11 protein-coding genes are annotated in these 14,500 nt (G+C 51.1%); 2 read left to right on the plus strand and 9 right to left on the minus strand.

The annotated features are described in order from the left end of the window. From gmd to SBI19_RS20830, 7 genes are all read right to left on the minus strand, one after another. Complete coding sequence (gene gmd / locus SBI19_RS20800) at positions 1 to 987, minus strand: GDP-mannose 4,6-dehydratase (protein WP_317971437.1); 987 nt, start codon at positions 985 to 987, stop codon at positions 1 to 3. A gap of 21 nt (positions 988 to 1,008) precedes the next feature. Beyond that, positions 1,009 to 1,947, minus strand: a complete 939-nt coding sequence (locus SBI19_RS20805) for a GDP-L-fucose synthase family protein (RefSeq protein WP_317971438.1) — start codon at positions 1,945 to 1,947, stop codon at positions 1,009 to 1,011. A gap of 20 nt (positions 1,948 to 1,967) precedes the next feature. Continuing rightward, positions 1,968 to 2,660 (minus strand): sugar transferase, encoded by a 693-nt coding sequence (locus tag SBI19_RS20810; RefSeq protein ID WP_317971439.1) that lies wholly within the window; start codon positions 2,658 to 2,660, stop codon positions 1,968 to 1,970. Positions 2,661 to 2,684: 24 nt separating this feature from the next. Then, positions 2,685 to 3,575, minus strand: coding sequence for a UTP--glucose-1-phosphate uridylyltransferase GalU (gene galU, locus SBI19_RS20815; protein WP_317971440.1), 891 nt, complete (start codon positions 3,573 to 3,575; stop codon positions 2,685 to 2,687). A gap of 242 nt (positions 3,576 to 3,817) precedes the next feature. After that, complete coding sequence (locus tag SBI19_RS20820) at positions 3,818 to 4,510, minus strand: CpsD/CapB family tyrosine-protein kinase (protein WP_317971441.1); 693 nt, start codon at positions 4,508 to 4,510, stop codon at positions 3,818 to 3,820. Next, on the minus strand, positions 4,491 to 5,240 hold the full coding sequence (locus tag SBI19_RS20825; protein ID WP_317971442.1) for a YveK family protein: 750 nt from the start codon (positions 5,238 to 5,240) through the stop codon (positions 4,491 to 4,493). The genes SBI19_RS20820 and SBI19_RS20825 overlap by 20 nt, the downstream gene beginning before the upstream one ends. A gap of 33 nt (positions 5,241 to 5,273) precedes the next feature. Beyond that, on the minus strand, positions 5,274 to 6,032 hold the full coding sequence (locus tag SBI19_RS20830; RefSeq protein WP_317971443.1) for a tyrosine-protein phosphatase: 759 nt from the start codon (positions 6,030 to 6,032) through the stop codon (positions 5,274 to 5,276). A 267-nt stretch (positions 6,033 to 6,299) separates the two neighbouring features. Here SBI19_RS20830 and SBI19_RS20835 point away from each other — a divergent pair, with 267 nt between their 5' ends. Next, entirely contained in the window at positions 6,300 to 6,677 is a 378-nt protein-coding gene (locus SBI19_RS20835; RefSeq protein ID WP_317971444.1) for a helix-turn-helix domain-containing protein, read from the plus strand. Positions 6,678 to 7,075: 398 nt separating this feature from the next. On the opposite strand, the gene SBI19_RS20840 is transcribed toward SBI19_RS20835, so the two are convergent. Then, positions 7,076 to 7,201: a hypothetical protein gene (locus tag SBI19_RS20840; RefSeq protein ID WP_317971445.1), complete on the minus strand. Its 126-nt coding sequence runs from the start codon at positions 7,199 to 7,201 to the stop codon at positions 7,076 to 7,078. A 449-nt stretch (positions 7,202 to 7,650) separates the two neighbouring features. Then, positions 7,651 to 12,246 carry a glutamate synthase large subunit gene (gene gltB, locus SBI19_RS20845; RefSeq protein ID WP_317971446.1) on the minus strand — a complete coding sequence of 1,532 codons (4,596 nt, stop codon included), beginning with the start codon at positions 12,244 to 12,246 and terminating at the stop codon, positions 7,651 to 7,653. A 441-nt stretch (positions 12,247 to 12,687) separates the two neighbouring features. On the opposite strand from gltB, the gene SBI19_RS20850 reads away from it, so the two are divergent. Continuing rightward, positions 12,688 to 13,995, plus strand: a complete 1,308-nt coding sequence (locus tag SBI19_RS20850; protein ID WP_317971447.1) for a stalk domain-containing protein — start codon at positions 12,688 to 12,690, stop codon at positions 13,993 to 13,995. Positions 13,996 to 14,500: the final 505 nt, after the last annotated feature.

Consider the following 14,500-nt stretch of genomic DNA (forward strand, 5'->3'; position numbering starts at 1 on the left):
TCACCGTGGAGTTGCTGCAATGCTGAGCTGTTGTCTTGCCTTCTCCAGATCGCTGTCGACCATCATTTCGATCAGCTGCTTGAAGCTCACTTCAAGTTTCCAGCCAAGCTTTTCTTTCGCCTTGGAGCAATCGCCAAGCAGCAGATCGACCTCGGCAGGGCGAACGAACTCAGGATCGATCACAACATAATCGCGATAGTCCAAGCCAACGCGGCCGAATGCAACTTCCAGCAGCTCCGTAACAGTATGCATTTCACCCGTCGAGATGACATAATCGTCCGGCTCATCCTGCTGCAGCATCAGCCACATCGCTTTCACGTAGTCACCAGCGAAGCCCCAGTCGCGAAGTGCATCCAGATTGCCCATCCGAAGCTCATTCTGCAAGCCTAGCTTAATTCGGGCAGCTGCATCCGTTACTTTACGCGTAACGAATTCAAGACCGCGGCGCGGGGATTCATGATTGAACAGAATGCCGGAGCAAGCGAACATGTTGTAGCTCTCCCGATAGTTCGTCGTAATCCAGTGTCCGTATACTTTAGCAACACCGTATGGGCTGCGCGGATAGAACGGCGTCGTTTCCTTCTGCGGCGTTTCCACCACTTTACCGAACATCTCGCTGCTAGATGCTTGATAGAATCGTGCGCTTGGCTTAATAAGCCTTACCGCTTCTAGCATATTCGTTACCGATAATGCAGTCATCTGTGCAGTTGCAATCGGCTGCGGCCAGGAAGCAGCGACGAACGATTGAGCTCCCAGATTGTATACTTCATCTGGATCCGATTGACGAACTGCTTCGATAAGGGAAGCCAGGTCATTCAAGTCGCCGGAGATCCATTTGATCTTATTCTTGATATGCTCAACATTCTCATAGTTCGGCGTGCTCGTACGTCTTCTGAGACCATATACTTCGTAGCCTTTCTCGAGCAGAAGCTCTGCCAAGTAAGAGCCGTCTTGTCCTGTTACACCTGTAATTAATGCGCGTTTCATAGAATTATCCCCTTTCGATATCTAGATCGTAATCTCGATTTGTTTGCAATACTCGTTATATACGGCGCGAATGCCGGCATCCAGCGGAATGGAAGCCTTCCAGCCCATTGACTGAATCTTGCTTACATCTACCAGCTTTCTTGGCGTTCCGTCCGGGATTGAGCTGTTGAACCGAAGCTCGCCATCATATTCAACGATCGATTGGATCAGTTCTGCCAGCTGCTTGATCGAGATATCCTCGCCTACACCAACATTCACGATTTCGCTGTCTTCGTAGTTATTCATGAGGAACAAGCAAGCATCCGCGAGATCGTCAGCATGCAGAAATTCGCGGAGCGGCGCTCCCGTTCCCCAAATTTCCACGAACGGCGAACCCGATTGCTTCGCTTCATGAATCTTACGAAGCAGTGCGGGCAGCACATGCGACGTATTCAGATCGAAGTTATCATTCGGGCCGTACATGTTCGTCGGCATAGCCGAAATAAATCGAGTGCCGTATTGCCGGTTGTACGATTGGCACATCGTAATCCCCGCAATCTTAGCTATCGCATATGGTGCATTGGTTGGCTCCAACTCACCCGTCAACAAGTACTCTTCCTTCAATGGCTGAGGCGCATATTTGGGATAAATACAAGTCGAACCAAGGAAGAGCAGCTTCCGGACTTGACTCTGGAAGGCAGCATCAATGACGTTGGTCTGAATCAACAAATTGTCGCGGATGAAATCAGCGGGAAATTCATTGTTCGCACGAATGCCGCCAACCTTGGCAGCCGCAAGAAACACATAATCGATATCCTGCTCGCCGAAAAATTGGAATACAGCATCACGGTCTCTTAGATCCAACTCGCTGCTGGAGCGCGTAACCAGATTCGTATATCCTCTATTCTGTAAGGCCCGCAAGATCGCGGAACCGACAAGACCTCGATGGCCGGCAACGTAAATTCTAGCCTGCAAATCCATATCTTCACCTCAAATAAAAATTAATAGGAGTTCTTCGAGCCGAACAGTAATAGTACGGTTCTTATCATGATCTTGATATCCAGCCAGACGCTGCGTTCCTTGATGTACTGAAGGTCCAGCTCCACCATCTGATAGAAGGTAAGGTTGCTTCGTCCGCTTACTTGCCAGAGTCCTGTACATCCAGGAATAACCGTCAGCCGCCTCTTGTCATAAGCGGTGTATTCCTCGACCTCTCTCGGCAGCGGCGGCCGCGGTCCGACAAGGCTCATGTCGCCCATCAGAACATTCACTAGCTGCGGCAGTTCATCAATGCTCGTCTTGCGAATGAAGCGGCCGATTCTGGTCACGCGAGGATCGTGCTTCATTTTGAACATGGCGCCTTCGATTTCGTTCTGGCCCAGCAGACTTTCAAGCAGCTCTTCCGCATTGGACACCATCGATCTGAATTTATACATGCGGAACGGTGCGCCATGCTTGCCGACTCGTTTCTGATGGAAGAAGATAGGACCTTTGGGATCTTCCAGCTTGATAATAATCGCTACCCCAATAAAAACCGGTAGAAGAACAAATATCCCGACAGCGGCTCCGATAATGTCGATAGCTCTCTTCGCAACTAGATACGCCCGTTTGCTGGTGCTTCGCTCGAGCGCATGCGATGAGTAGTACGCATTGCTTTCCAATGCGACCTCGACTTCATTCCCTTGCGGCGTCATTGCCTCGTACCCCTTTCATAGCGATCAAATAATATACTTCTTGACTTGCTCACGTTGAACGATCTCGTCCAGCGCTGTCAGCAGGGGTGAGCGAAGCTCATTGTTCTGAAGCGCGAATTCCAGCACTGTCGTAATAAAGCCCAACTTCTCGCCAACATCGTACCGTTTGCCTTCAAAGTCAAACGCATAAACGCCTTCTTCTTCATTCAGCTTCTGAATGGCATCCGTCAGTTGGATCTCGCCGCCAGCGCCAAGCTCGTGACGATCAAGGAATTCAAAGATTCGCGGCGTCAACACATATCTGCCCATAATAGCCAGATTAGATGGCGCAGTACCAAGCGGCGGCTTCTCGACGAACTTCTTCACTTGCACAAGACGGCTGTCCGTCTCGAGCGGATCAACGATGCCATAACGATCCGTCTGTTCGATGGACACGGCCTGGACACCGATGACCGACTTCTCCGTACGCTCGTATTGTTCGATTAACTGACGCGTGCAAGGCGTCTCGCTCTGCACGATATCATCGCCAAGCAGCACAGCGAACGGCTCGTCGCCAATGAAGTTCCGCGCACACCAGACCGCATGACCAAGCCCTCTCGCTTCCTTCTGTCTTATGTAGTGAATCTCTACGTTCGAGGTTTTCCTTACTTCCTCCAGCAGTCCGAGCTTGCCCTTCTCCAACAGATTGTGCTCCAGCTCGAATGCCGAATCAAAATGATCTTCTATTGCCCGTTTGCCCTTGCCCGTCACAATAATGATGTCTTCGATTCCAGAAGCGATCGCTTCCTCGACAATGTATTGAATGGTCGGTTTGTCTACGATCGGGAGCATTTCCTTCGGCATTGCCTTCGTTGCAGGGAGGAACCTCGTTCCCAGTCCCGCAGCCGGAATGATTGCCTTGCGAACTTTTTTCATTGCTCTCACCCTGTCCTTTTCTCTATTTGAATAAAAACACGAGTTAAACCACTTTCCATGAAAGCGGTCTAACTCGTATTTCTATGCCTATTCGTTTGAGTAAATGGGGCATCTAACCCCGCCTCACATCACACCTTCGACAATGCATGTCTAAGGTCATCTGACCCACGGCGTGACCGAGTGCCTACAGTGATAAAGGTTCAGTAGACATTACCTAAGCACACAAGCAATTTCCTATGACGCTACTCATTACCGCCGTAATAGAAGTAATAGTCGTCGTTTGACTTGTTTCTGCTGTTGTTATTAAGCACGACGCCAAGCAGCTTAGCCTTCACATGATCCAGATTGGATTTGGCTTTCGCTACAAGCCCCTTCTTTACTTTGCCTGCATGGACGACAAGGATGACGCCATCACAATAGGAGGAAATGATCGCACTGTCGGTAACGGCTAACACCGGCGGCGTGTCGAAGAGGATGACATCGTACGTTTCTCTCAGTTCTGCCAGAAGAGCGACCATGCGCTGCGAGCCGAGAATCTCCGATGGATTCGGCGGGATCGGGCCTGAAGTAATAAGCGACAAATTGTCTACGTTCGTGTCACGAATAACTTCTTGCAGGAGCTGTTGTCCGCACAGCAGACTAGTCAAGCCAACGCGGTTCGTTTGCTGGAACAGCTGATGGAGGGAAGGCTTGCGCAAATCACCGTCAATAAGCAATACCTTCTTTCCTTCCTGTGCGTAGGTCACGGCAAGGTTGGACACCGTAGTCGTCTTGCCCTCGCCCGATTTAGCGGAAGCCACCATTAGTACTTGAACACTATGGTCATCAATCGCAGAGAACTGTATATTCGTGCGCAGTACGCGATACGATTCAGAGATAGGCGACTTCGGATTAACCTGAGTAACCAGATGGTTCTCACTGCTTTGCTGCCGCATATGCACCTTCACCTGCCTTTTGCTTAATGCCGCGTGAACTGCGGGCCTTCATCTCTGACTTATTAATCTTCGAAATATAAGAGAGCATCGGAAGACCGAGCGTTTGCACAACATCCGACTCCGTTTTAATAGTGTCATCCAAGTAGTCCAACAGAAAGGCAATGCCAACAGAGATCATCAATGAAATAATAAAGCTGATAACGATCGTTAACACTGCGCTGCTGTTCACTGGCGCGCCGTTGGCACTCGTATCCGCTTCGGACAAGATCGTGACATTATCGACATGCATAATCGATTGGATATTTTCCTTGAAGACCATTGAGACTGCATTCGCAATCTCAGCTGCCCGCTTATATGAGCTGTCAACGACCGTAATGTTCATCACCTGTGAATCGTTCGCCGCGCTGACGGTCGTCTTCGCGTTGATCTCACCTGGCGATGCTTGCAGATCCGGATACTTCTCAACAACTTTGTTTAAGATAGCGGAAGAATGGATAATCTCTTTATAGGAATTAATGAGCATTATATTCGATTGGATGAGAGACATATTCATCACCTGCGTCCCTTCGACTTCAAAGGACTGACTAACGATCAGCTTGGCATTAGCCCGATAAACGTCTTCCGTGTAGAGGAAGCTTTTAATGCCGGTTATGACGCATACAGCAATCACGATTAACGAAATAAGATACATTCTCTTGCGTAGAATATGATAGAAACGCTTTAATTCCACACGATAACCTCCTGAACTGAACTATAGTTTGTGTTACCAGAACAGCAGCTTCCTGCGTGCCTTGACTGGCGCATCAACGGTAATTTCTTCATTGGCCAACAGACGCCGACTGTTATCCTTCAGACGATTCATCCCCCCTCTGCCAACAACCCGCTCAGCTAGACGATAAGCTTCACGCAGAGCGAATGTACGGGTGACGCTATTATGAGCGTCCGATGATACAAAATGTATCATTTTGCGTTTGAGTAATTGCACGGAAAGCTTCTGGATCCTCCGGCTGAATTGCCCTGTAAGTGAATGGGCAGTTATTTGGCACAACGCGCCTTGTTTAATCCATTGTTCGAGCAGGTCTGGCGTTTCACCAACTTCCTTATTTCGTTCCGGATGCGCGATTACGGGGACAAGGCCGCGGATGGAGAACTCGTAGAGTAAGTCCATTAGGTAGGCTGGCACGTGGTTATGAGGCAGCTCAAGCAATATATACTTACTGTTGGCTACTGTGAGTAGTTCGTTGTTCTCCCACTCATCAATCAACCCAGCGTTCACACGTATCTCTTGGCCCGCATGAATCGTTACTTGAAGCCCATGCCAGCCAATGAACTCATTCATCTCTTCCACCTGCTGGAGAACAACTTCGCGAGGGGCTTCGTAGACGCCATTCCCATGATGCGGAGTTGCTACAATGTGCCGAATGCCTTGTTCGCTTGCCTGAAGCACCATCTCCAGTGCCTCTTCCTTACTGCGCGCTCCATCGTCGAGCCCGGGTAAAATGTGCGTATGTAATTCGATCATATGCGTCACCTGACTGTGTATTTTATGGATTTGTTATGTGTAACTTAATGATCAATAATGTTTAAACGGCCGACTTTTTGTCAATAATAGTAAGGTTTATGTCGATACAATTTGTATCCTTTATATCCCTAACTCTACGATACAATATGTAACATGTCAAGCGTTTTTCATATGTGTTTTCAAAAAAAATGCGACGTTTTGTTGCAAGCGCTGTATTTATTTCTAATCCATATTATTATGAAATTATTGAGTGATAGGAGGGAAAGGATGGACATCGGAACGCGCATCGCACAACTGCGTGAGCAGCGTGGCTGGACGCAAGAGCAGACCTCTCATTTGTTAGGAATCTCACGTGCTGCTTTGTCGCATTATGAGAAAAATCGCCGTGAACCTGATACGGAGACGCTTACGAAGTTCGCCGATCTGTTCAAAGTGTCGATCGACTATCTCGTCGGTCGTACGAACCGCCAGGAGGTAGTACTTGATTCGGATGTTCGCGACTTCGTGCAAGACGCCGACCGAGTTGAACTCTCTGAGGATGATATATTAGAGAAATTTGCTCTTAGCCTGGACGGTATGAAATTGTCAGCCGAAGAAGCGAAACGTTTCATCGCCTTCATTCGTGCAGAACGCTCCTTACGCTAAGCCTGCAATACAATAACTCACAAACATTAAATAAGGTCATACAGACAGCCTATCGCCAATGCGGTAGGCCTTTTCTATCTTGGAGGCATACATTCTCAAGACAAAGAAAAAGCCCCGTCTCCGAGGCTTTTCTCCTATTGCTTAAAACGTATTCAGCGCTGCCCTCCAACTCTCTCAAACACTACTCTCAAATCCTCTGGCAGGCGTGTCGGTTCGATACCAAGCTGATCCAGAAGGGCTCTAACATCCAGTTGCACACGGTCAGACGCTGGGCTTTCTTCTCTTGGGGAATGGATTGGATTCATCTCTCCGACTCTCCTACTTTCTATATTCTCTGTAAATTTTATGTTCTATGTTGTATTGTATATGTATGTACAGAATGAATGGGGCAGTACTTCCTATGAATGAAACTTCTGCCACTTCTTCGGATCGATGCCTAACTGCTCCAATATGATACGGATATCGACCGTCTTGCGATCCTCTTGCTTCTCATCTTCACGAGCTCTCTCAAGCATTAACAGCACAATACCTCGCTCCTTTACCAGCCACAACCCTTGTGTTCGAAATACGATAGTCCTATTATATAGGGCGCAAAGTACAAATACTGTCGAAAGGCCACTCGATGTAAGCGTTTGCTAGACACTAATTTTGTCGAATGTCAAGACTTTAACAAATCTTTATATAATTTTCCATTGAATCCATTGATATAAAGAACACTCTATTATTTCCACATGATCGACCCTTAACTCACCTCTAGCATGCAAATGCTCGCAATTCTTGCAGAACGGCCCCCTAGTGGATTCAGAGTAATAGATACTATCCGTAACAATTATACACAATGTGATACAAAATGTAACCATTAAGATAAATTTTTCCTTTCCTTTATATATGCACATCCAGCGATCTCAAAACAAGACGAAGAGCCCGCCGAATCGCTTCAGCAGGCTCTTAATCACTTCCTCTATATTATCCCTTACACTCGTGCCAGCTCGCGTTTGTTCGCCTCGAACGCTTCCAGAAGCGCTTCCTCGCCCTCGTAGCCGTTGTCCTCGGCCTTGCGGATCTGGTCCAGCATCTTCTTGTAGTCCTTCGGAATAACCTTCACGAACTTCTTCAGGCTCGCTTCCCAGTCGCCTAAGACGCGTGTGCCTGGCGCGCTGCCCGTCAGCTCGACGTGGCGCTCGATCATGCCGCGAAGCTCTGCTTCATCGCGTGCTTCCTCTACGCGCTCCAGGAGCACCATCTCGAGGTTGCAGTTGCGGTAGAAGTCTCCAGCCTCATCCAGCACGTACGCGATGCCACCGGACATGCCAGCCGCGAAATTGCGGCCTGTGCCGCCGAGTACGACGACGCGTCCACCGGTCATATATTCGCAGCCGTGGTCGCCTACGCCCTCTACGACGACGTTAACGCCAGAGTTACGTACAGCGAAGCGCTCGCCCGCGATACCGCGTACATAAGCCTCACCGCTCGTTGCGCCGTAGAACGCCGTGTTGCCGATGATGACGTTGTTCTCCGCCTCGAACGTAGCCTTCGGTGAAGGCGCCACGATGATCTTACCACCGCACTGGCCTTTACCAACATAGTCGTTCGAATCGCCTTCGATGGATAGCGTGATCCCGTTCGGAATGAACGCGCCGAAGCTTTGACCAGCCGTACCAACGAAGTGGAATTGAATCGTATCTTCAGGCAAGCCTTTCGCGCCGTAACGCGTCGTCACTTCGCTGCCGAGTATCGTACCTACTACGCGGTTCGTGTTCAGAATCGGGAAAGTGCCGCGCACTTTCTCACCATTCTCCAGCGCCGCAGCAGCAGCCGGGATGAGCTTCGTCATATCAAGCGACAGCTCGAGCCCGTGGTTCTGTTCCTGTACGTTGTGACGCGCTGCGCCTTCTTGAACTTCGAATTGATGCAGCAGCGGCGTCAGGTCAAGCGTGGATGCCTTGCTGCTCTCAACAAGCTCCTTCGTCTCCAACAGGTCGACACGGCCGATCATTTCGTTCAACGTGCGGAAGCCGAGCTCTGCCATAATCTCACGAAGCTCTTCTGCGATGAAGCGCAGGTAGTTCACGACGTGGCTAGGGTCGCCCATGAATTTCTTGCGAAGCTCAGGGTTCTGCGTTGCCACACCGACCGGGCACGTATCGAGCTGGCAGACGCGCATCATAACGCAGCCAAGCACGATCAGTGGAGCCGTTGCGAAGCCATATTCTTCAGCGCCGAGCAATGCAGCGATTGCTACGTCGCGGCCGTTCATCATTTTGCCGTCCGTCTCGATAACGACACGGTCGCGCAGGTTGTTCAGCATGAGCGTCTGGTGCGTCTCCGCAAGACCAAGCTCCCATGGCAGACCCGCATGCTTGAGCGAGTTGATCGGCGATGCGCCTGTACCGCCATCGTAGCCGCTGACCATAATGACGTCAGCGCGGCCTTTCGCTACGCCAGCTGCGATCGTACCAACGCCAACCTCGGATACGAGTTTTACGTTGATGCGTGCGCGCGGGTTCGCATTTTTCAAATCGTGAATCAGCTCTGCCAAGTCCTCGATCGAATAAATATCGTGGTGAGGAGGCGGCGAGATCAGACCTACACCCGGCGTTGAACCCCGAGCGTTGGCGATCCATGGGTACACCTTCAGACCTGGCAGCTGACCGCCTTCGCCTGGCTTAGCGCCCTGCGCCATCTTGATCTGGATCTCATCCGCATTCACAAGGTAGTTGCTCGTTACGCCGAAACGACCCGATGCAACCTGCTTGATCGCGCTGCGACGGGAATCGCCGTTCGCATCCGGAATGAAGCGTTCCGGATTCTCGCCGCCCTCGCCCGTATTCGATTTGCCGCCGAGACGGTTCATCGCGATTGCAAGGCTCTCGTGCGCTTCTTGGCTGATGGAACCGTACGACATTGCACCGGATTTGAAGCGTTTCACGATCGATTCGATCGACTCGACTTCTTCCAGCGCCACTGGCGTGCGGCCCTGCTTGAACGTGAGCAGCGAACGAAGCGTCATATGCTTGCGGTTCTCGCCCTGCACGAGCGAAGAGAATTTCTTGTACAGCTTGTAGTCGTTCGAACGCGACGCCATCTGCAGCGTGTGAATCGTCTGCGGGCTGAACAGGTGGTCCTCGCCGTCTTTACGCCATTGGTAGTCGCCGCCGGAATCGAGCTCGCGCTCCGCTCCCTCTTGCTCTGCGAAAGCGCGGTTATGATGCTTCAGCGTCTCCTCGGCAATCGTATCGAGACCGATACCGCCGATACGGGATTCCGTCCAAGTGAAGTATTGATCGATCAGCTCTTGGCGCAGGCCGACTGCTTCGAAGATTTGTGCGCCGCGGTACGATTGGATCGTCGAGATGCCCATCTTCGACAGGACCTTAACAACGCCTTTAGTTGCCGCTTTGATATAGTTCTTCACTGCTTTCTCATGCTTCACGCCGCGCAGCATGCCTTCGTTGATCATGTCGTCGAGCGACTCGAACACGAGATATGGGTTAACTGCGCTCACGCCGTAGCCGAGCAGCAACGCATAGTGATGCACTTCGCGCGGCTCGCCGGACTCCAGCAGGATGCTGGCGCGCGTACGCGTGCCCTGGCGGATCAGATGGTGATGCAGCGCAGATACAGCCAGCAGAGCTGGGATTGCTGCGTTGTCACGGTCGATGCCGCGGTCGGACAGGATGAGAATGTTATGGCCTTTGGCAATGACACGGTCTGCTGCTTCACACATGAGCTGGATCGCTTCACGCAGACCTTCCTCGCCCTTCGCGGCTTCGAAGAAGATCGGAAGCGTAATTGCCTTGAAGCCTGGACGGCGTACATGGCGCAGCTTCGCGAATTCTTCGTTGCTTAAGATAGGCGTTTCGAGCGTAATGTGACGTGCGCTCTCCGGCTCTGGATTGAGCAAGTTGCGTTCTGTACCGATCGTCGTCACCGTCGACGTAACGAGCTCCTCGCGGATCGCATCGATCGGCGGGTTCGTTACTTGTGCGAACAGCTGCTTGAAGTAGTTGTACAGACGCTGCGGACGCTCAGACAGGACGGCCAGCGGTGCGTCGTAACCCATCGAAGCAAGCGGCTCTTGACCCGATGTTGCCATCGGCTCGATAACTTTGCGAATATCTTCGAACGTGAAGCCGAACGCCTGTTGACGCTGCTGCACGGTATCATGATCTGGTTCTGGCACTTCCGGTGCTTCCGGCAGATCCTCAAGCGTCACCAAATGCTCGTCGAGCCATTCCCGGTAAGGATTCTCTTGCGCGATCTTCAGCTTAACTTCTTCGTCCGACAGGATCTGGCCGGCTTCTGTGTCAACAAGAAGCATACGACCTGGACGGAGACGATCTTTGTACAAAATGTCTTCAGCCGGAATCTCAACCGTTCCTGCTTCCGAACCGAGAATGATATGGTCGTCCTTCGTTACATAGTAACGAGCTGGACGCAGACCGTTACGGTCAAGCGTTGCACCGATCATGCGGCCATCCGTGAACGCCATTGCCGCAGGTCCATCCCATGGCTCCATGAGACATGCATGGTATTCGTAGAAGGCTTTCTTCTCGTCGCTCATCGTCTCATGGTTCGCCCATGGCTCTGGCACCATCATCATCATCGCGTGCGGCAGCGAGCGGCCGGACAGGTACATGAACTCGAGCACGTTATCGAACATTGCCGTATCGGAACCGTCTGGGCTGATGATCGGCTTCACTTTCGGCAGATCTTCGCCGAACAATTCCGTCTCGAACAGCGATTGGCGTGCATGCATCCAGTTGATGTTGCCGCGCAGCGTATTGATCTCGCCGTTGTGAATCAAATAATGGAATGGATGCGCGCGCTCCCAGCTCGGGAACGTGTTCGTACTGAAGCGCGAGTGCACGAGGGCGATTGCCGTTACGACAGCCTCGTTGTTCAGCTCTTGGTAGAACGAACGCACTTGCTCCGTCGTAAGCATCCCTTTATATACGATCTTCTTCGTCGACAGACTGGAGAAGTAGAACCGATCCGCACCTTCGCCGCCGCCGAAGCGGATCGCCAGCTCAGCGCGTTTGCGAATGACATACAGCTTGCGTTCGAATGCCAACGTGTCCTTGAGTGCCGCATTGCGTCCGATGAACACTTGGCGTACAAAAGGTTTCACCTTCAGTGCCGATGCGCCCAGCTTGCTGTCGTTCGTCGGTACCGTACGCCAGCCGATCAGCTGTTGACCTTCTTCTGCGATAATCGCCTCGAGCTTGCGCTCTTGCTCGCTGCGCTGCGCTTCGTCCAATGGCAGGAACAACATCCCTACTGCGTACTGCTCTTCAGCTGGCAGCTCGATCGACTGCTGCTTCAGCTCCGCCTTGAAGAACTCATGTGGAATCTGCAGCATAATACCTGCGCCGTCACCTGTGTTAGGCTCGCTGCCTTGACCGCCGCGGTGCTCCATGTTCTCTAGGAGCGTCAGTGCCTGGCGGATGATCTTATGTGATTTCCGTCCCTTGATGTTCGCCACGAATCCCATACCGCATGCATCTTTCTCGTACTGCGGGTTATAAAGTCCCTGCTTCGGAGGCAAGCCAAACATTGTCTCGCTCATCGCACTCAACCTTTCTATATCGAAAATTTAGGGTCTACTAGTCGGTCAGTACGAACGAGTCGAATGTCACTTCATTTCCGTGGGGATTTATCATAGAATGGAAATAAGGTGCCGGGGTAAACTCTGTCGCCATCCTGTTGCCGACGCTAGCGAGTTTCATTCCCGTAAATCCAAGAATCCAATAACAGGAATAAGCTGGCAACTTATACTTTCTTGGATTTTGAAAATATTCGTACTGCATTCGTGTAATTGGTGCATGCCCGTAATCCGACGGTTTATTTAATAATCTTATCATTGTAGCAAATTCCGCGCAATTTAAAATTTTTTAGGCCCTGATAAACGTTTCTTTACGCTAAATCCGAACATTTACTAGATTATGAGATTTTATGTACGGGTTTTTATGTTTAAAAATTTTAACTTTAGACGGGGAAGTGAAAACAATTGGTCAAAAAGTTCATGGAATTTTCGCGCGTCACAGCAGTATCCGTTTTAACCGCCTCTATCATCCTTGGCGGAGCATCTCTGACTTATTCTAGTAATATAGTTGAAGCGCAGGAAGTTTCTTCAATTTCTGCAACGTCTGTGCAGACTGTCGACGACTATCATATCGTCGCGGTTGGTGACTCATTGACCGTCGGTTACATCAATGGAATGGAGAAAGAAGCCAATCCTGTTCCTTACGGTTATGTCGAGCGGGTGTACGAGCAGGCCTTGTTCCACGGCCTTCGTGCTTCGGCGGCCAATTATGGCATCCTTGGTCTGACGACCGAAGGGCTGCAGCATTACATAGAAGCTGCCGAGAACGGTACGTCCGTCAAACCTGCTGATCTGCCATTCGGGACGACGAAAGACCCTCGCATCGAGCAGCTTGCCGCTGCAACGCCGCAGCTGTTCGCCGATCTGGCAGACGCTGACCTCGTGACGATCACGACTGGCTCGAACGATTTTCTAACCGTATTCGATAAGTTGAAGGATGGCACTGGCGCTGAAGCCGTTGCCGCAATGCTGCCGGTATTCGAGCAGCAGCTGGAAGCTTCGCTTCGAGCCGTAATCGGCATTAATCCGAAGGCCGAAATCGTCGTATCCGATCTGTACAACCCGGCGCCTCACGCTAAAGCCATTATTAGTGAAGAAGCTTATCAAGCGCTTGTCAAAGCAAGCGAAGATATCCGATCCCGCATTGAAAATGTTGCAAAGAAACTCACTGGTGAAGGCTTCAATGTACGCGTCGCCTATGTTGGCGCTCCGTTCCTGGGCCACGAGCTGGAATATACGACGGTTGCCAAAGGCGATTTCCACCCGAATGCCAAAGGCTACACCTCGATGGGCAAATCGTTCGCGCAAGCGATCTGGGGCGACTACCGTGAGGCCGCACCACGAGCAGCCGATGTTCCAATCTCCGTCGTTGTAGCAGGCAAGGAGCTGCAAACCGCTAACAAGCCGGTGCTGAAGAACAACAAGACATACGTTCCGATGCGCGATATTACCGATGCGATGGGGGCGCTGCTTAAGTGGGATGGCAAAACGCAGACAGCTACTGTAACGCTCGGCGACCGTGTCGTCGGCATTACGATTGGCGCCAAGACGATGGTTATCAACGGCAAGACAGTCGCGCTCGACACGCCAGCCTACCTCCAGAAGGTCGGCAAGGAGACGAAGACCTACCTGCCGCTCGCCGCATTGTCTGACGGACTCGGCTTCCAAGTGATTTATCGCGGCACCCTTAAGACAGCATTCATTAATAAGTAATCATTTATCCATATGAGCATAAAGCTCGACCCGTGATTGTACGCGTTCCGAATCGGAACCGTGAACCACGTGGTCGAGTTTTTTTGTTAATGGGAAGACAGACCAAACCACTAGGACACCTTCATCCTAACCCTCTTGTGCATACGATTCGACAGGCTGGAGTAACTTCGTGCTGGTGCTCGCTTTCTTCCTTGTGGGACATGCTCTACTGCGGAGCGTTCGGCGGGTTGGTCTCCGGGACCTTGTAGGATTAATTCCGCGATCGGCTCCCTGTCGGAGCTAGTTCAGTCCCTGCGGACACGCTTCCCTCCTTTTTCCCCGATACCTTATGCGTTATTAGCCTTGTGATTACCTTGCATAAATGCAAAAGTACATGAATTTCTAGCCCCCTCAGCACCTTAAACGGCAAACCTGCAAAACTACAGGAATCCAAGCTGAAGAGGCTAAGTTACTGCTTGTCAGGGCTTGATCACTGCAGATTTGCAGGTTTTGTGGCCAGTTAGTC

The sequence above is a fragment of the Paenibacillus sp. CCS19 genome, assembly GCF_033239625.1.
Lineage (GTDB): Bacteria > Bacillota > Bacilli > Paenibacillales > Paenibacillaceae > Paenibacillus_T.

What these genes read in the sequence shown, in the direction of transcription:
- gmd (WP_317971437.1), bottom strand. Translation starts at nt 987, where the DNA reads ATGAAACGCGCATTAATTACAGGTGTAACAGGACAAGACGGCTCTTAC.
- SBI19_RS20805 (WP_317971438.1), bottom strand. Translation starts at nt 1,947, where the DNA reads ATGGATTTGCAGGCTAGAATTTACGTTGCCGGCCATCGAGGTCTTGTC.
- SBI19_RS20810 (WP_317971439.1), bottom strand. Translation starts at nt 2,660, where the DNA reads ATGACGCCGCAAGGGAATGAAGTCGAGGTCGCATTGGAAAGCAATGCG.
- galU (WP_317971440.1), bottom strand. Translation starts at nt 3,575, where the DNA reads ATGAAAAAAGTTCGCAAGGCAATCATTCCGGCTGCGGGACTGGGAACG.
- SBI19_RS20820 (WP_317971441.1), bottom strand. Translation starts at nt 4,510, where the DNA reads ATGCGGCAGCAAAGCAGTGAGAACCATCTGGTTACTCAGGTTAATCCG.
- SBI19_RS20830 (WP_317971443.1), bottom strand. Translation starts at nt 6,032, where the DNA reads ATGATCGAATTACATACGCACATTTTACCCGGGCTCGACGATGGAGCG.
- SBI19_RS20835 (WP_317971444.1), top strand. Translation starts at nt 6,300, where the DNA reads ATGGACATCGGAACGCGCATCGCACAACTGCGTGAGCAGCGTGGCTGG.
- gltB (WP_317971446.1), bottom strand. Translation starts at nt 12,246, where the DNA reads ATGAGCGAGACAATGTTTGGCTTGCCTCCGAAGCAGGGACTTTATAAC.